The 16093-nt window shown below is 60.4% G+C and carries 11 protein-coding genes; 4 read left to right on the top strand and 7 right to left on the bottom strand.

What is annotated here, in order from left to right; translation table 11 throughout:
* Window positions 1-118 precede the first annotated feature (118 nt).
* A complete protein-coding gene (locus JFT63_RS17475; protein ID WP_057700982.1) occupies window positions 119-1252 on the bottom strand; it encodes a GNAT family N-acetyltransferase in 1134 nt (377 codons plus the stop codon).
* Window positions 1253-1536: 284 nt separating this feature from the next.
* Between JFT63_RS17475 and JFT63_RS17470 the strand changes: the two genes are divergently transcribed.
* Window positions 1537-2859, top strand: a complete 1323-nt coding sequence (locus JFT63_RS17470) for a putative porin (RefSeq protein WP_198844378.1) — start codon at window positions 1537-1539, stop codon at window positions 2857-2859.
* Window positions 2860-2975: 116 nt separating this feature from the next.
* Here the strand turns inward: JFT63_RS17470 and JFT63_RS17465 are convergent, their stop codons facing one another.
* From JFT63_RS17465 to aceK, 5 genes are all read right to left on the bottom strand, one after another.
* Entirely contained in the window at window positions 2976-3212 is a 237-nt protein-coding gene (locus JFT63_RS17465; RefSeq protein WP_057700984.1) for an anti-sigma factor family protein, read from the bottom strand.
* The gene (locus JFT63_RS17460; RefSeq protein ID WP_057700985.1) at window positions 3206-3820 is read right to left on the bottom strand and encodes an RNA polymerase sigma factor; all 615 of its coding nucleotides are present in this window, start codon (window positions 3818-3820) and stop codon (window positions 3206-3208) included. Before JFT63_RS17460 ends, JFT63_RS17465 begins: the two co-directional genes overlap by 7 nt.
* 123 nt (window positions 3821-3943) lie before the next feature.
* On the bottom strand, window positions 3944-5065 hold the full coding sequence (locus JFT63_RS17455; protein WP_057700986.1) for a beta-ketoacyl-ACP synthase III: 1122 nt from the start codon (window positions 5063-5065) through the stop codon (window positions 3944-3946).
* 312 nt (window positions 5066-5377) lie between these two features.
* A complete protein-coding gene (hrpA, locus tag JFT63_RS17450; protein ID WP_198844377.1) occupies window positions 5378-9289 on the bottom strand; it encodes an ATP-dependent RNA helicase HrpA in 3912 nt (1303 codons plus the stop codon).
* Window positions 9290-9359: 70 nt separating this feature from the next.
* A complete protein-coding gene (aceK, locus tag JFT63_RS17445) occupies window positions 9360-11075 on the bottom strand; it encodes a bifunctional isocitrate dehydrogenase kinase/phosphatase (protein ID WP_057700988.1) in 1716 nt (571 codons plus the stop codon).
* Between the two features lie 153 nt (window positions 11076-11228).
* Between aceK and JFT63_RS17440 the strand changes: the two genes are divergently transcribed.
* Window positions 11229-12110, top strand: coding sequence for a DMT family transporter (locus JFT63_RS17440; protein ID WP_198844376.1), 882 nt, complete (start codon window positions 11229-11231; stop codon window positions 12108-12110).
* 111 nt (window positions 12111-12221) lie between these two features.
* Here the strand turns inward: JFT63_RS17440 and JFT63_RS17435 are convergent, their stop codons facing one another.
* Window positions 12222-13082, bottom strand: a complete 861-nt coding sequence (locus JFT63_RS17435; protein WP_198844375.1) for a DMT family transporter — start codon at window positions 13080-13082, stop codon at window positions 12222-12224.
* Window positions 13083-13502: 420 nt separating this feature from the next.
* Here JFT63_RS17435 and JFT63_RS17430 point away from each other — a divergent pair, with 420 nt between their 5' ends.
* Both JFT63_RS17430 and JFT63_RS17425 read left to right on the top strand, forming a co-directional pair.
* Window positions 13503-14294 (top strand): CPBP family intramembrane glutamic endopeptidase, encoded by a 792-nt coding sequence (locus JFT63_RS17430; RefSeq protein ID WP_198844374.1) that lies wholly within the window; start codon window positions 13503-13505, stop codon window positions 14292-14294.
* Window positions 14295-14498: 204 nt separating this feature from the next.
* A complete protein-coding gene (locus JFT63_RS17425; RefSeq protein ID WP_032879969.1) occupies window positions 14499-16064 on the top strand; it encodes a methyl-accepting chemotaxis protein in 1566 nt (521 codons plus the stop codon).
* Window positions 16065-16093 lie beyond the last annotated feature (29 nt).

Raw genomic sequence — 16093 nt, 5'->3', positions numbered from 1 at the left:
CAATCCCTGTAGGAGCGAGCTTGCTCGCGAAAAACGCCAACGATGACGCCGTGCTTACAGCTGTAAACACGCGTCGCCTGTACGTTCTTCGCGAGCAAGCTCGCTCCTACAGTGTGCTTCACGTTCCGTCAGAGTGCCGATAAGGCAGGGCCGCCCTCGCCTCCTCGGCATACGCCAGAACCCCAACGCGTTCTCGCTCAAGAAAGTCCTCCACAGCGCTCTTCAACCCCGGATGGCGCAGGTAGTGCCAGGACCGCGTAATCACCGGCTCAAACCCGCGAATCAATTTGTGCTCGCCCTGGGCGCCCGCATCGAAGCGTTGCAGGCCGTGGGCGATGGCGTAGTCCATGCCCTGATAAAAGCAGGTTTCGAAATGCAGCCGATCGAACTCCGCCAGGCAGCCCCAGTAACGGCCGTAGAAGCTGTCGCCACCGATCAGGCTGAAGGCCATGGCCACCGGGCGCGGGCCTTGCTTGGCCAGCACCACACGGATCGCCTCGGGCATGCGTTCGGCCAACAGGCTGAAAAACGCCCGCGTCAGGTAGGGCGCCTGGCGGCGCACCGCATAGGTGTTGGCGTAGCAGGCGTAAACAAAATCCCATTGGGCTTCGCTCAGTTGGTGGCCTTGCAGCCACTCGAACTCGATGCCCTGCCCCGCCACTTGTTCACGCTCTTTGCGCATCTGCTTGCGCTTGCGGGAACTCAGGGCGTCGAGGAAATCCTGGAAGTCGCGATAGCCACGGTTCTGCCAATGAAACTGACAACCCAGGCGTTGCATCCAGTCAGGCTGCCGGGCCAGGGCATCGTCGGCCAAAGCGTCGGTGAAGTTGATATGGGCGCTGGAGAGCCCTTCGATTTCCAGGTAACCCGGCAAACTTTTGAGCAACTCGAAGCCGTCTTCGGCACTGGCCGCCAATAAGCGCGGCCCGCTGACCGGACTGAACGGCACGGCGGTCAGAAGCTTGGGGTAGTAATCGATGCCGGCGCGCTCGCAGGCGTCGGCCCAGCCATGGTCGAACACGTACTCGCCATAGGAGTGCCATTTGCGGTAACTGGGCAATGCCGCCACCAATCTTGAGCCTTCCCAGTGCAGCAAATGTTCCGGCTGCCAGCCTGACTGCGGGCCCAGGCTTGCACTGTCTTCCAGCGCGCTCAAGAACCCATGCCGCACAAAAGGCTGGGCCTGCGGCACCAGGGCATCCCAGGTGGGCGCAGCGATTGCGGACAGGCTGTCCAGGCGTTGCAGTGGCATCGACATCCTCATTGTTTCTCGGCGTGAAAGCCTGGGCAGTATCGCCTATCGCAGCCTGACGCACATCTGCAAAACGCGCAGACAGAACGGGCAAAGGTTAGTTCCTTCCCGTTACAAGCTGTCATCTACATGAAATCACTTAGCCACTACTCCGTCATAAACGGCCGCGATACTGACGCCAGTTTTTAGAGCGCCCGGGTCTACCGGGCGACATTTTTTCCGTCCGTCATGGGTCGGTTGTGTCCTGGATGGTTTGCCATCCCTCCTCACTTTCGGAGATTGATATGCGTCTTGCTTCCACTAAAACTGCGGCGGTCCTGTGTGGCGGCCTGTTGCTGGCACTGAGCGTTCCGGCCAGCGCTGCAGTCGACGCTAAATTGCTCGACATGCTCAAGGCCAACGGCCAGATCACCGCGTCGCAGTACACCGAACTGCAAGCGGAACTGGCCAAGGACCAGAAAGAACAACAGATCGCACGCCAGGCTCAACAAGAGACCAACGAGCAGATCGCAGCCACTGCGAAAAAAACCAACGAGCTGAGCAGCTTCGACCAGAAATTGGCGTGGGCCGCCAAGACTCAGTTCAAGGGTGACGTGCGCTTCCGTCAGGAAACCATCAAGATCGATGGCGAACCCAACAACGGTGGGCGTGACAAAGACCGTCAACGTATCCGCGCACGCCTGGGTGCCTACACCGAAATCAACCCGCAGGTGGACACCGGCATCCGTATCGCCACCGGCGGCGGTGACGATGCACGCTCTACCAACCAGGATCAGGACGGCTACTTCGATAAAAAATCGATCTGGCTGGACCTCGGTTACATCGACTACCACCCGGACCAGATCAAGAACCTGCACGTGATCGGCGGCAAGATGCTGCAGCCATGGGTAAACATGGGCGATGTGATCTGGGATAGCGACATCAACCCTGAAGGCCTGGCCGTCACCTACAAATACCCCCTGGGCAGCAGCGCCGAACTGTTCGGCAGCCTGGGTAACTACAACCTCAAGGACAACGTCGACGGCGACGGCGTGCAGTTCCGCCACGACCTGCGCTTGACGTCGGGCCAGTTGGGCACGCGTTTCTCGGTCACCGACAACCTGAAAATGACTCTGGGCGGCAGCGTCTACGCCTACAAGAATGACGAGGACAGCCGCTGCACAACCACCACCACGCCTTGCGCACTGGCGGTCAACGGCAACTCGGCCAACAACGAATTCCGCCTGTATGAAGGTTTTGCCCAGGCGGACGTCGGCGGCCTGGCAGTGCCGCTGTCGTTTTACGGCCAATACGTGAAAAACAACGATGCCGTGACCGATCAGGACACCGCCTGGTTGCTGGGTGCCAAGACGAAGGTGTTCGGTTTCAACCTGGACTACAACTACCGCGACGTTCAACGTAATGCCGTCGTAGGCGCCTTCACCGATTCGGACTTCGCCAACGGCACCACCGGTTCGCGCGGTCACAAGATGAAGGTCAGCTACGACATCGACAAAAACTTCGCCCTCGGCGCCACCTACTTCCTGACCAAGGCGGACTACGCCAGCCGTACCCAGCGTGACGCCAACACCAATACCTTGCAGCTGGATGCTGAAGCCAAGTTCTAACCGTTACTGTAGGAGCGAGCTTGCTCGCGAAGAGCGCACAGGCAACGCGTTTATCCAGGTTACCCGCGTTACCGTTGACGTTTTTCGCGAGCAAGAACTAGGCGTCCCCCTCGCTCCTACATGATGTCTTTACGCCGCTCGGCCGCCAGTTGTTCAGCCAGCGCATCAACACCCTCCACCGGCTCTTGCGGCATACGCTTGAGCGTCGCCTGCAACAGGCGCATCTGCCGGATAAACCGTCGGCAGTTCGGGCAGAACATCAAGTGATGACGCACCATCAGACGTTCACGGAAGGTCAATTGACCATCCAGATAGTCACTGGAGCGCGCTACTTGCTCTTTACAGGTCAGCATTCGCCCGTCTCCTCAAAATGCTCCACCGTAGCGAAGACTTTAAGCCGTGCTCGATGCAAGAGCACACGCACGTTGGAGAGCGAAAGGCTCAGAAGATTACAGATCTCTTCCAGCTCCAGACCCTGGCGTTCACGCAACACCAGCACGCTGCTTTGCAATTCGGACAAACTCAGAATCGTATGTTCCAGGCATTTGCGCAGTTCATCTTCGGTCAACAGCGCTTCCGGGGTGTCCTGGTGCCAGGCATACGGGGCGACAGCCCAATGGCCATCATCCGGGCTGAAACGGTCATCACCAATGGTGCCGTGGGGCGAAGGCAAGTCGTCGAGCAGTACCTCTCGACGATTCTGTTTGTAACGCCCCTTGGCGGCGTTGGCGGTAATGGTCAACAGCCACGTCTTGAGGCTTGATCGCCCTTCAAATTTGGCCAGATTACGTACGACCGAAAGCCAGGCGTCTTGCACGATTTCATCGGCGTGGCGCTGACCGACGATGGCATAGGCCACCGCCCGCATTGCGCTCTGGTAGGTGGTGACCAATTCCTTATAGGCCCGCTGCTCACCCTTGAGCAGGCGTTCAAGCAGGTGCGCGTCGTCCGCTGCTGCCATTCAAACCTCTATTTAAAAGTGCACACCCGGTCCTGTGGGAGCTGGCTTGCCTGCGATGCAGACACCTCGGTGTATCAAGCACACCACTGTGATGCCATCGCAGGCAAGCCAGCTCCCACACACTCAGCGTTTGCGCAGGATCACACTGCCAATCGAATACCCGGCGCCAAAGGAGCTGAGTACGGCAACCGAGCCCTTGGGCAGGTCATCCTGATAAGTGTGAAACGCAATCACCGAGCCGGCCGAGCTGGTATTGGCGTAAGTATCGAGGATCACTGGCGCTTCTGCCACCGACGCATCGCGCCCCAGCAGCTTTTTCACGATCAGGTGGTTCATGCTCAGGTTGGCCTGGTGCAGCCAGAAACGCTTCACATCGGTCACACTCAACTGATTTTCCGCCAGGTGCGCGCCAATCAATTCGGCCACCATCGGGCAGACATCGCGAAATACCTTGCGGCCTTCCTGCACGAACAGCTTGTCGGGGGCGCCAACGCCCTCTTCCGCCGTGCGGTTGAGGAAGCCGAAATTGTTACGGATGTTATTGGAAAACTTGGTCAGCAGCTTGGTGCTCACCACGTCGAACTGGTGCTCGGACGTCGCCAGGTCAGCGCGTTCCAGGATCACCGCCGTGGCGGCATCACCGAAGATGAAGTGGCTGTCGCGATCGCGAAAGTTCAGGTGGCCGGTGCAGACTTCCGGGTTGACCATCAGGATCGCCCGAGCCTGACCCAACTGGATGCTGTTGGCCGCGTTCTGGATGCCGAAGGTGGCCGAAGAACACGCCACGTTCATGTCGAAACCGAACCCCTGGATGCCCAAAGCTTCCTGAACTTCAATGGCGATCGCCGGGTAAGCGCGTTGCAAGTTGGAGCAGGCGACGATGACGCCGTCGATGTCGGCGGCGGTCTTGCCGGCACGTTGCAGGGCTTGTTCGGCGGCACCGATGGCCATCTGGCAAAGCACCGACCATTCGTCGTTGCTGCGCTCGGGCAAGCGTGGGGCCATGCGCTGCGGATCGAGGATGCCGTCCTTGTCCATCACAAAACGGCTCTTGATGCCGGATGCCTTTTCGATGAATGCCGCGCTCGACTCGGTCAGCGCCTGCACCTCGCCACGCTCGATGGCGGCGGCGTTGTCGGCGTTGAACTGTTGTACGTAGGCATTGAAAGACTGCACCAGCTCTTCGTTGGAGATGCTATTGGCCGGGGTATACAGGCCAGTGCCGCTGATGACGACGTTATGCACGGTCGTTCCTCTAAATCTGTCAGGCAGAAGATATTGGTACCGTCGTACCAAACTTTAAGTCGTTTGATTCCGTCCAGCAGGCATCAAACTGGCGACGCTTTATTCACTCTTGTAACCGCGAAGTTTGCCACAACCCCGAGGATTTGGCGCTATAGGCCACACAAACGCCCCATTGTGGGAGGGAGCAAGCCCTAATACCTGTAGGAGCGAGCTCGCTCGCGAAAAACTCACAGGCGCCGCGTTTACTCAGGAAACCCGCGTTATCGTTGACGTTTTTCGCGAGCAAGCTCGCTCCTACAGTTGGGCCCGGAATCAGGGCTCTACCTGGCTCCACTGCTTGCTCAAGCGTTTATCGGAAATCGGTACCTTGGTACCCAACTGCTGAGCAAACAACGACACCCGGTATTCCTCCAGCCACCAGCGGTACAGCTCCAACTGTGGATCACGCTTGCCTTCCTGGGTGTGTTTGTTCAGGCGGTTCTGGTATTGCGCCCACAGGCCGCTGAGCTCGCTACTCCATACCCGATCCTTTTGCACCTGGCTCGGCAGTTTTTCCAGGCGCAGTTCGATAGCCTTGAGGAAACGCGGCAGTTCCTTGAACCACTGGGCCGGGGTTTCCCGCACAAACCCTGGGTATACCAGGTTGCTCAGTTGCTGCTTGATATCGTTCAAGGCCACGGCCTGGGCCAGGTCGATCTTGCCTTTGAAGCGCTTTTGCAGGCCGTGCCAGAGTTTCAGCACTTCCAGGGTCAGGCGTGCCAGGCGCTCGGCGTGCTCGGTCCAACTGCCACGCTTGCGCTCGGCCAGGGCCGCCAGGCCCGCGCCATCGCGCGGCAGGCTGGCTTCGCCTTCAAGTACACAGGTGTCGAGGCTGGCCAACAGGATGTCTTCCACCAGCGCGTCGATACGCCCCAGTTCGCGATACATCAAGCCCAACTCAGTCAGGCCCGGCAATTTGCCGCGCAGGAATTTTGCCGGCTCCGCCAGTTGCTGCATCAGCAGCCGCTGCAATGCGCGGCGATGCTGAAACTCGGCTTCGGCGGCGGTGGAGAAACGCCCTTCCTTGACCGTGCCGTTCTCTTCCACCAGCGCCGGGTACACCGTCATCGACAGGCCAGCAATGTTTTGCTGGGTCTTTTCGGCCACCGCCGCGAACACCTTGGCCTCTACCGGCTGTTGGCTTTTCGCAGTCTGTGGTACCGCCAACGCAGCCTGGCTGGCCTCGGCAAAACGTGCAGTCAGTTCGGCCAGGTCGCGACCTTCGCCAAGGAACTTACCCTGGCCGTCGACCACTTCCAGGTTCATCTTCAGGTGGCTTTCTACCTGCTGCGCCGCTTCGGCCCAGGCTTCATCGCTGACCCGCGCACCGGTCATGCGCAGCAGTTCGCGTCCCAGCGCCTGGGGCAGCGAGCCCTGGCCGAATTCGATGCGTTGCAGCGCGGCCTTGACGAAGTCCGGCACGGGCACGAAGTTTTTGCGCAACGCCTTGGGCAAGTTGCGCACCAGGGCGATGCACTTGGCCTCGATCAAGCCCGGCACCAGCCACTCCAGGCGCTCGGCCGGCAACGCCGGCAACAACGGCGCCGGCACCCGCAGGGTCACGCCGTCACGGGGGTGGTTAGGTTCGAAGTGGTAACTCAAGGCCAGCGCCAGGTCGCCCAAGTGCAAGGTGTCCGGATAATGCGCGGCGGTGACTTCGCTGGCCTCGCGGGCCAATACGTCTTCTTCGCGCATGATCAACAGTTGCGGGTCTTTCTGGCTGTTGACCTTGTACCAGCTGTCGAACGTCGCGGTCTGATAAATCTCTGCGGGCAGGCGCGCATCGTAAAAGGCGTACAGGGTTTCTTCGTCGGCCAGGATGTCGCGACGGCGAGCCTTGGCTTCCAGCTCGTCGAGTTGCTCCAACAGTTTCTGGTTGGCCGTCAGGCACTTGGCACGGGACTGAATCTCGCCGCGCACCAGGCCCTCACGAATAAACAACTCGCGAGACACCACCGGGTCAATCGGCCCGTAATGCACCGGGCGGCGACCCACCACAATCAGGCCGAACAGAGTGATCTGCTCAAACGCCACGACCTGGCCGCGCTTCTTCTCCCAATGGGGTTCGAAGTGGTTTTTCTTGATCAGGTGCCCCGCCAGCGGCTCGATCCAGTCGGCATCAATCTTCGCCACCATGCGCGCATAGAGCTTGGTGGTTTCCACCAGTTCGGCGGTCATCAGCCATTGCGGACGCTTCTTGCCGATGCCGGACGAGGGATGGATCCAGAATCGGCGCTGCCGCGCACCGAGGTAGTCGCCGTCTTCGGTCTTCTGGCCGATCTGGCTGAGCAGACCGGACAGCACCGCCTTGTGCAGTTTGGGGAAATCCGCCGGCTCTTTATTGACGGTGAGCTGCATGTCGCGGCAGATCAGGCTCAATTGGCGATGGGAGTCGCGCCACTCGCGCAGACGCAGGTAATTGAGGAAGTTCTTGCGGCACCAGTTACGCAACGGGCTGGCAGTCAGTTCCTGGCGCTGCTCTTCAAACCCGCGCCACAGGTTGACCAACCCGGCGAAGTCCGAATCCGGATCTTTCCACTGTGCGTGGGCCTGGTCGGCGGCCTGTTGGCGCTCCGGCGGCCGCTCGCGCGGGTCCTGGATCGACATGGCGCTGGCAACAATCAGCACTTCCTGCAAGCTGCCCAGCTTGGCCGCTTCGAGCAACATGCGGCCCATACGCGGGTCCACCGGCAGGCGTGCAAGCTGGCGGCCCAACGGCGTGAGCTGGCTGTTACGGTCCACCGCCGAGAGTTCCTGCAGCAGGTTGAACCCGTCGCTGATCGCTTTGCCATCCGGCGGTTCGATAAACGGGAAATCGGTGATCTCACCCAAGCGCAGGTGCAGCATCTGCAGGATCACGGCGGCGAGGTTAGTGCGCAGGATTTCCGGATCGGTGAACTCCGGGCGCCCGATAAAATCCTCTTCGCTGTACAGACGCACGCAAATGCCCGGCTCAACCCGGCCACAACGGCCCTTGCGCTGGTTGGCGCTGGCCTGGGAAATCGCCTCGATCGGCAGGCGCTGCACTTTGGCGCGGTAGCTGTAGCGGCTGATGCGTGCAGTCCCGCTGTCGATCACATAACGAATGCCCGGCACCGTCAGCGAGGTTTCCGCAACGTTGGTCGCCAGCACCACGCGCCGGCCCGGGTGGGATTGGAAAATGCGCTGTTGCTCGGCCGGCGACAGCCGCGCGTACAGCGGCAAAATCTCGGTGTGCTTGAGCTGGGCCTTGCGCAGCATGTCGGCGGCATCGCGGATCTCGCGCTCGCCGGGCAGAAACACCAGCACATCGCCGGGGCTGCGTCGCTCGCTGCGTTCATGGGCGGCGATTTCGTCGAGGGTGGCGAGGATCGCCTGGTCGACGGTCAGGTCGTCCTCGACGCGGTTGCCCTCTTCGTCCTGTTCCAGGGTGAGTGGGCGATACCAGGTGTCCACCGGGAAGGTACGGCCCGACACCTCGACAATCGGCGCATCGTCAAAATGTTTGGAAAAGCGCTCCAGGTCGATGGTCGCCGAGGTGATGATGACTTTCAGGTCGGGGCGCCGCGGCAACAGGGTCTTGAGGTAGCCGAGCAGAAAGTCGATGTTCAGGCTGCGTTCGTGGGCTTCGTCGACGATGATCGTGTCGTAGCGTTCCAGGTAACGGTCGTTCTGGGTTTCGGCCAGCAGGATGCCGTCGGTCATCAGCTTGATCAGGGTGTTGGAGTCACTCTGGTCTTCGAAGCGCACTTGGTAACCGACCAGCGCACCCAATGGCGTGGCCAGCTCTTCAGCGACACGGCTGGCGACACTGCGCGCTGCGATCCGACGTGGCTGGGTGTGGCCGATCAGACCGTACTGGCCGCGACCGATTTCCAGGCAGATTTTCGGCAACTGGGTGGTCTTGCCCGAACCGGTCTCACCGGCAATGATCAGCACCTGGTGCTTGAGCAGCGCGTCCTTGATCTCATCGCGCTTGGCGGCAATCGGCAGGCTGTCGTCGTAGCGGATCACCGGCAGGCTGGCGCGCCGCGCCGTGACCTGTGCACAGGATGCCTGCATCCGCGCCACCCACTGCGCCAGCTTGTCCTCATCGGGCTTCTTGCGCAGCTCAAGCAACTGCCGGCGCAAGCGGTGGCGGTCGGCGAGCATGGCGTGATCGAGGGTTTTGAGCAGTTGGTCGATGGTGGGTGCTTGGTCAGTCATCAGGTGCGTTTGGGTCGTCTATTTATGCAGGGGGCGGATTGTCGCAGAAAACCCTGGACGTGCGCGCGCCTCATTCGTTATCGCGGTCCTTGCGCCGGTATGGGAACACATCAATGACCTTGCCGGCGCGAATCGCATCCTGCAGGCCCTTCCAGTAGTCAGCGTTGTACAACTCGCCATGCAGTTCATCGAACAACCTGCGTTGCCCCGCGTCGGCAAACAGGAACGGAGGGAACTCTTCGGGGAACACATCCAGCGGGCCGATGGAGTACCAGGGCTCGGAGGCCATTTCATCCTCGGGGGTACGCGGCGCAGGAATATGGCGGAAGTTGGCTTCGGTGAGAAAGCAGATTTCATCGTAGTCGTAGAACACCACGCGGCCGTGGCGGGTGACGCCAAAGTTTTTCAGTAGCATGTCGCCAGGGAAGATATTCGCCGCCGCCAGTTGCTTGATCGCCAGGCCGTAATCCTCCAATGCTTCGCGCACCTGAGCGGGGTTGGCGTTGTCGAGGTAGAGGTTGAGCGGCGTCATCCGCCGTTCGGTCCAGCAGTGGCGGATCAGCACGCTGTCGCCTTCCACTTCGACCGTGCCGGCGGCGACTTCCAGCAGCTCGGCCAGGCACTCGGGCTCGAACTTGCTCAAGGGGAAACGGAAATCGGCGAACTCCTGGGTATCGGCCATGCGCCCTACCCGGTCGACACTTTTAACCAGCCGGTACTTCTCGATCACCGTGGCGCGGTTGACGTTTTTCGACGGTGAAAAGCGGTCCTTGATGATCTTGAACACGGTGTTGAACCCCGGCAGCGTGAACACGCTCATGACCATACCGCGCACACCGGGGGCCATGATGAACTGATCGTCAGTGGTGGCCAGGTGATTGATCAGTGCGCGGTAGAACTCGGATTTGCCGTGTTTGTAGAAACCGATGGAGGTGTACAGCTCAGCAATGTGCTTGCCCGGCAGGATGCGTTTGAGAAAACCGATGAATTCAGCGGGCACCGGCACGTCGACCATGAAATAGGAACGGGTGAACGAGAAGATGATCGACACGTCGGCTTCGTCGGTGATCAACGCATCGATCTGGATGCCTCGCCCTTCACGGTGCAGCAGCGGAATCACCAACGGCCATTGTTCGTCGCGGGTGTAGATACGCCCTACAAGGTAGGCGCCTTTGTTGCGGTAGAGCACCGAGGAAAACAGCTCGACCTTGAGGTCCGGGTCCTTGCATACCCAATCCGGCAGGTTTTCCCGCAGTTGGGCTTCGAGGCGGCTCAGATCGGCAGGAAGGTCGGCGTAGGGCTCGCTGAAGCTGTAGTCAGAGAAAATCTGCGCCAGCATGTCTGATATTTTACCGGCCGGCGTGTAAACCCGGGTTTGCGCCGCCCGCGCCCGGCGCAGGCTCGGCCGGGTGGTGTGGATGAACATGCAGCCGTCGCTGATCAGGTCATGACTGAACAGGCCGCAGAAGATCGAGTTGTACCAGGTCTCGGACAACTCATCGTCAAAGCGCAGGTCGATCAGGCCGATATAGGCGCTTTTCACCAGCGGCCACAGCTCGATGTCCTGCAACGCGCCGGCGTCGAAACCGGCGCGCAGGCGGGCAGTGACCTCGGCGACTTTCTCTTCATACAGGTTGATGCGCGCCGCCGACGCCGCCTGCCCCTGCTGCCACTGGGCCTTCTCGAACCGTTCGCGGGCACCATCGGTGATCTGGCGAAAGTGCTCACGGTAATCGTCGAAACCGTCGAGGATCATCCGGGCGATAGCGAGGGCGGGCTGCGACATGCGGGAAACCTCGAACGGGTAGCGGGAAGCTCAGAGCTTAGACAGTGAACGCCGGCAGGAGAAGTGGGATTTTTCAGGGGCGGCTGTAGTTAGCGATTGTGTCGGCCTGAGCGCTGGGCAACACTCCCCGCCTGATTGGCGTAGGAGTTTTCCGTGAGACCTGTTGACACCCTCTACTTGCTGGGACTGGCTGCCATCTGGGGCGCGAGTTTCCTGTTTATGCGCATCATCGCGCCGGAAATCGGCACGGTGCCGACCGCATTTTTCCGTGTGTCGATTGCCGCTGCCGGTTTGCTGGTGATCCTGGCAATGATGCGGGTGAGCTGGGATTTCCAGGGCAAGTTCAAGACCGTTTTGCTGTTGGGCGTGATCAACTCCGGGGTTCCGGCAACCATGTATTCGGTGGCGGCGCAGGTATTGCCGGCGGGTTATTCGGCAATTTTCAACGCCACCACACCGCTGATGGGTGTGTTGATTGGCGGGTTGTTTTTCAGCGAGCGTCTGACGCCGTCGAAAATAGCGGGGGTGGCCTTGGGGCTGCTTGGTGTTGCCGTGCTCACCCGCGCGGGGCCGGTGGCATTTGATCTGGAACTGTTAATGGGCGCATTGGCGTGCCTGCTGGCGACCACCTGCTATGGCTTCGCCGGTTTCCTGGCGCGACGCTGGCTGGATCAGCGCGGCGGGTTGGACAGTCGCCTGTCGGCCTTGGGCAGTATGCTGGGTGCAACCTTGTTTTTGCTGCCGTTCTTCGCCTTCAGCGCCCTCACCCATCCGCCGGCGAGTTGGGGCGGCTGGCAGGTGTGGGTGTCGCTGCTGGGATTGGGGCTGGTATGTACGGCGTTCGCCTACATTCTGTACTTCCGCCTGCTGTCATCCATCGGCCCGGTCAAGTCAATGACCGTGACCTTTATGATTCCGCCGTTCGGCGTGCTGTGGGGAGCGTTGCTGCTGGATGAGCCGCTGTCCATGGCTCATCTGTATGGCGGTGTGCTGATTGCCGGGGCCTTGTGGTTGGTGCTGCGCCGGTCCAAATAACTGTAGGAGCGAGCTTGCTCGCGAAAAACCGGAGAGCGCCCTGTTCATTCAGGATGCCCTCGTTATCGTTGACGTTCTTCGCGAGCAAGCTCGCTCCTACAGGGGTGGTTTTTAGTTCTTACGGAACACGAAGACCAAACCGACGATGATCAACGCCATTCCCAGCACGCTCAACAGCGCCAGGCGGTTGCCGAAGATCAGGTAGTCCATCACCGCCGTCACCGCCGGCACCAGATAGAACAAACTGGTGACATTCACCAGGTTGCCCCGTGCAATCAGCCGATACAGCAACAGCGTCGCCAGCACCGACACCACCAAACCCATCCACAGCACCGGCAGGTAAAAGCCTGCACTGTGCTCGAAGTGGAACGGCTGGAACGGCACGAACACGCCGCACAGCAACAGCCCGGCCAGGTATTGCAACGGCAATGTGCCCAAGGGGTTGTCGGTGATGCGCTTTTGCATGATCGAGCCAAACGTCATGCTCGCCAGCGCCAGCAGCCCGAACAGCATCCCCGCCAGGGACATGCCCGCCAGCCCGACGCCCTGGTACACCACCATGATCAACCCGGCCAAGCCTAACCCCAGGCCGAACAGCCGGCGCCAGGAGCGCTGGCGCTCCATCAACACCACGGTGAGGATCGGCTGCACGCCCATGATGGTCGCCATCACCCCGGGGGTGACTTTGAGGTCCAGGGCCAACAGATAGAAAATCTGATAAGCCCCCAACAACACCAGGCCCGTCGCCGCTGCATACAGCAGGGGCTTGCCGGCGCGCGGCAGCTTCAACTTGAGGATTGGCACCAGCATCACCAACCCCATCAGAGCGATGGCAAACCGGATCAGCAGAAAAGCAAAGGGCGAAGCATGGGCCAGGCCCAGCTTGGAGAAGATCGCCCCGCTGCTCCACAGCAAGACAAACACGCTCGTCGAGGCCGCCGCGGCCACGGATTGTTTCGAAAGAACAGACATGAGTTACCACCTGTTATCAGGCAAAAAAGCCGATTCAGTAAGGACTGAATTTCAGTAGGTTTTTTCAGGCAGGCACGGGGCAACAGCGAATCGCTGATCAGCCCGCAATGCCAACACCCGGCGGTGATACGACTGCGTACACCGGCGTGCTACTGACAGGTGGGGGGTAATGACTGATCTGCGCAGGCTGCTTGCCACGGCACGGCACGACCACAGCGTTGACCGCTGAATCGACTACCGCTATGCACTGGGAAGCTGGCATGTGCTGATCTTTTTGAAGGGATAAATAGGCGACGACTATAACCAGCCGCAAACATACTTTGCAATCCTTTCCCCCTTGCCTTGTACGTGGAGGCGTTTTCATGCCCTACAACCTGGCCACTCGCTATAATGCCGCCCGGTTTTTTCGAAGGATTTCACATGATTGCTTTGCCCTGGCTGTACCTCACCCTACTTTCCATTGGCTATGTCGTGGCCTTGATCTACGGCCAACTGGGCGTACTGGCGGCGGTCTCCATTGCACTGCTGCTGGTGGCCGGGTACGCCGTACGCCAGCAACGCAACCCCTGGGCACGCTACCTGGGCCATGGTTTGTTTATCGTGCTGGCTCTGGGGCTGGCGATGCACTGGTTGCCGGGTTTCTATAACGGCCGCGGCATTGCGCCCCAGCGTTTTACTCCGGACTCAGTGCCATTCTCGATGTACCTGAACCAGGACAAGCCCCTGATAGGCTTCTGGCTGTTGCTGGCCTGCCCGTGGATTGTGGCGCGACGCTCATTGCGCCTGTCGATCTGCGTCACCGCCCTGGCCCTGACCCTGGCCGCTATCGCCGTATTGGGTGGTGCCGCACTGATGGGAATGATCAGCTGGGCGCCGAAATGGCCGGACCAGGCATGGCTGTGGGTACTCAATAACCTGCTGCTGGTGACGCTGGTGGAAGAAGCGCTGTTTCGTGGCTATGTTCAGGGCGGCCTGAGCCAACGCTTCAAACACTTGCCCTACGGCGAGAACCTTGCGCTGCTGCTGGCCTCGCTGTTATTCGGCCTGATGCATTTCGGTGCGGGTTGGCAATGGGTGATGCTGGCCAGTATTGCCGGGGTCGGTTACGGCCTGGCGTATCGCTTTGGCGGGCTCGGCGCAGCGATTGCCACGCATTTTGGCTTGAATCTGCTGCACTTCGGCTTGTTCACCTACCCAATGCTGGCCAGCTAAGCCTTTCTTCTGTAGGAGCGAGCTTGCTCGCGAAGCACTTCAACGCTAACGCAGGCATCCTGAATGAACGCGTTGCCCTTGGGTGCTTCGCGAGCAAGCTCGCTCCTACAGGGGTAACGTCTGTCCCAGGATTGTTGCAAAAATAAGTTAAATAAATGCCCCACATGGCCGATACCCCCTGAAAGCCTTGCGGATTGAACAATCATGCGTAATAACCAACCCGTTACCCAGCGCGAACGTACCTTCCCCGCTCAGCAACGGTTGATCTCCACCACAGATGCCAAGGGCGTCATTACCTACTGCAACGACGCGTTTGTCGAAATCAGTGGGTTCACCCGCGACGAACTGATCCGTGCTCCGCACAACCTGGTGCGTCACCCGGATGTGCCCTCGGCGGTGTTCGCGCACATGTGGTCCACGCTCAAACAAGGCTTGCCATGGATGGGCATTGTCAAGAATCGCTGCAAGACCGGTGACCACTACTGGGTTAACGCCTATGTGACACCGGTGTTCGACGGCAACCAGGTGATCGGCTACGAATCGGTGCGCATCAAGCCCACCGCCGAGCAGATCCGCCGGGCCGAGGCGCTTTATCAACGCATCAACCAGGGCAAGTCGGCCATTCCCCAGCGCGACAAATGGCTGCCGGTGCTGCAGGACTGGCTGCCGTTTATCCTGGTCAGCCAACTGAGTTTCATGATCGGCGCCACCCTCACCTCCCAGTGGGGTTTTGCCCTGGCTGCGGCGTTGTCGGTCCCGTTGGGCCTGCTGGGCCTGAGCTGGCAGCAACGCGGCCTCAAGCGCCTGCTGCGCCTGGCCGAGCAGACCACCTCCGACCCGCTGATTGCGCAAATGTACACCGACAGCCGTGGCGCACAAGCGCGCCTGGAAATGTCGATCCTCAGCCAGGAAGCGCGTCTGAAGACCTGCCTGACCCGCTTGCAGGACACTGCCGAGCACCTCAACGATCAGGCGGCACAGTCCAACACCCTGGCGCACAGCAGCTCCAGCGGCCTGGAACGTCAGCGTGTGGAAACCGAACAGGTGGCCACCGCCGTCAACCAGATGGCTGCAACCACCCAGGAAGTCGCCAGCCACGTGCAGCGCACCGCCGACGCCACCCAGGAAGCCAACCGCCTGACCGGTCGCGGCCGCGATATCGCCGGGGAAACCCGCGAGGCGATTCAGCGGCTGTCGGTTGCGGTAGGCGAGACCGGTGTGACGGTTACTCAACTGGCCAAGGACAGCGATGAAATTGGCGGCGTTGTCGATGTAATCAAGGGCATCGCCGACCAGACCAACTTGCTGGCGCTCAACGCCGCTATCGAAGCCGCGCGTGCCGGTGAGATGGGCCGTGGTTTTGCGGTGGTCGCCGATGAAGTGCGCCAACTGGCGCAGCGTACGGCTGAATCCACCGGGCAGATCCATACCCTGATCGCCAAGCTGCAACACACGGCGGCTGCAGCCGTGCAAACCATGGACGCCGGGCACCGCCAGGCTGAAGAAGGTGTGGCGCGGGTGATGGAAGCGGATCAGGCGTTGGTGGGTATCAGTGAGGCGGTGGCCAACATCACCGACATGACCACCCAGATTGCCGCTGCCACCGAAGAGCAAAGCGCCGTGGCCGAGGAGATCAGCCGTAACATCAGCACCATCGCGTTGTTGGCAGACCAGACTTCAGAGCAGGCGATGAACTCGGCGCAGTTGAGTGAAGAGCTGACGCATACGGCGAATACTCAGTACTCGCTGGTGGAGCGTTTTAACCGGTAGAACTTCAGGGGCTCACTTTCTCCAACAAG

The sequence above is a fragment of the Pseudomonas sp. MF7453 genome, from assembly GCF_016405455.1.
GTDB classification, from domain to species: domain Bacteria; phylum Pseudomonadota; class Gammaproteobacteria; order Pseudomonadales; family Pseudomonadaceae; genus Aquipseudomonas; species Aquipseudomonas paralactis.
The sequence above is the reverse complement of the archived record's forward strand: the minus strand, read 5'-3'. Positions and strand labels throughout refer to the sequence as shown.

What these genes read in the sequence shown, in the direction of transcription:
- JFT63_RS17475 (WP_057700982.1), bottom strand. Translation starts at nt 1,252, where the DNA reads ATGCCACTGCAACGCCTGGACAGCCTGTCCGCAATCGCTGCGCCCACC.
- JFT63_RS17470 (WP_198844378.1), top strand. Translation starts at nt 1,537, where the DNA reads ATGCGTCTTGCTTCCACTAAAACTGCGGCGGTCCTGTGTGGCGGCCTG.
- JFT63_RS17465 (WP_057700984.1), bottom strand. Translation starts at nt 3,212, where the DNA reads ATGCTGACCTGTAAAGAGCAAGTAGCGCGCTCCAGTGACTATCTGGAT.
- JFT63_RS17460 (WP_057700985.1), bottom strand. Translation starts at nt 3,820, where the DNA reads ATGGCAGCAGCGGACGACGCGCACCTGCTTGAACGCCTGCTCAAGGGT.
- hrpA (WP_198844377.1), bottom strand. Translation starts at nt 9,289, where the DNA reads ATGACTGACCAAGCACCCACCATCGACCAACTGCTCAAAACCCTCGAT.
- aceK (WP_057700988.1), bottom strand. Translation starts at nt 11,075, where the DNA reads ATGTCGCAGCCCGCCCTCGCTATCGCCCGGATGATCCTCGACGGTTTC.
- JFT63_RS17435 (WP_198844375.1), bottom strand. Translation starts at nt 13,082, where the DNA reads ATGTCTGTTCTTTCGAAACAATCCGTGGCCGCGGCGGCCTCGACGAGC.
- JFT63_RS17430 (WP_198844374.1), top strand. Translation starts at nt 13,503, where the DNA reads ATGATTGCTTTGCCCTGGCTGTACCTCACCCTACTTTCCATTGGCTAT.
- JFT63_RS17425 (WP_032879969.1), top strand. Translation starts at nt 14,499, where the DNA reads ATGCGTAATAACCAACCCGTTACCCAGCGCGAACGTACCTTCCCCGCT.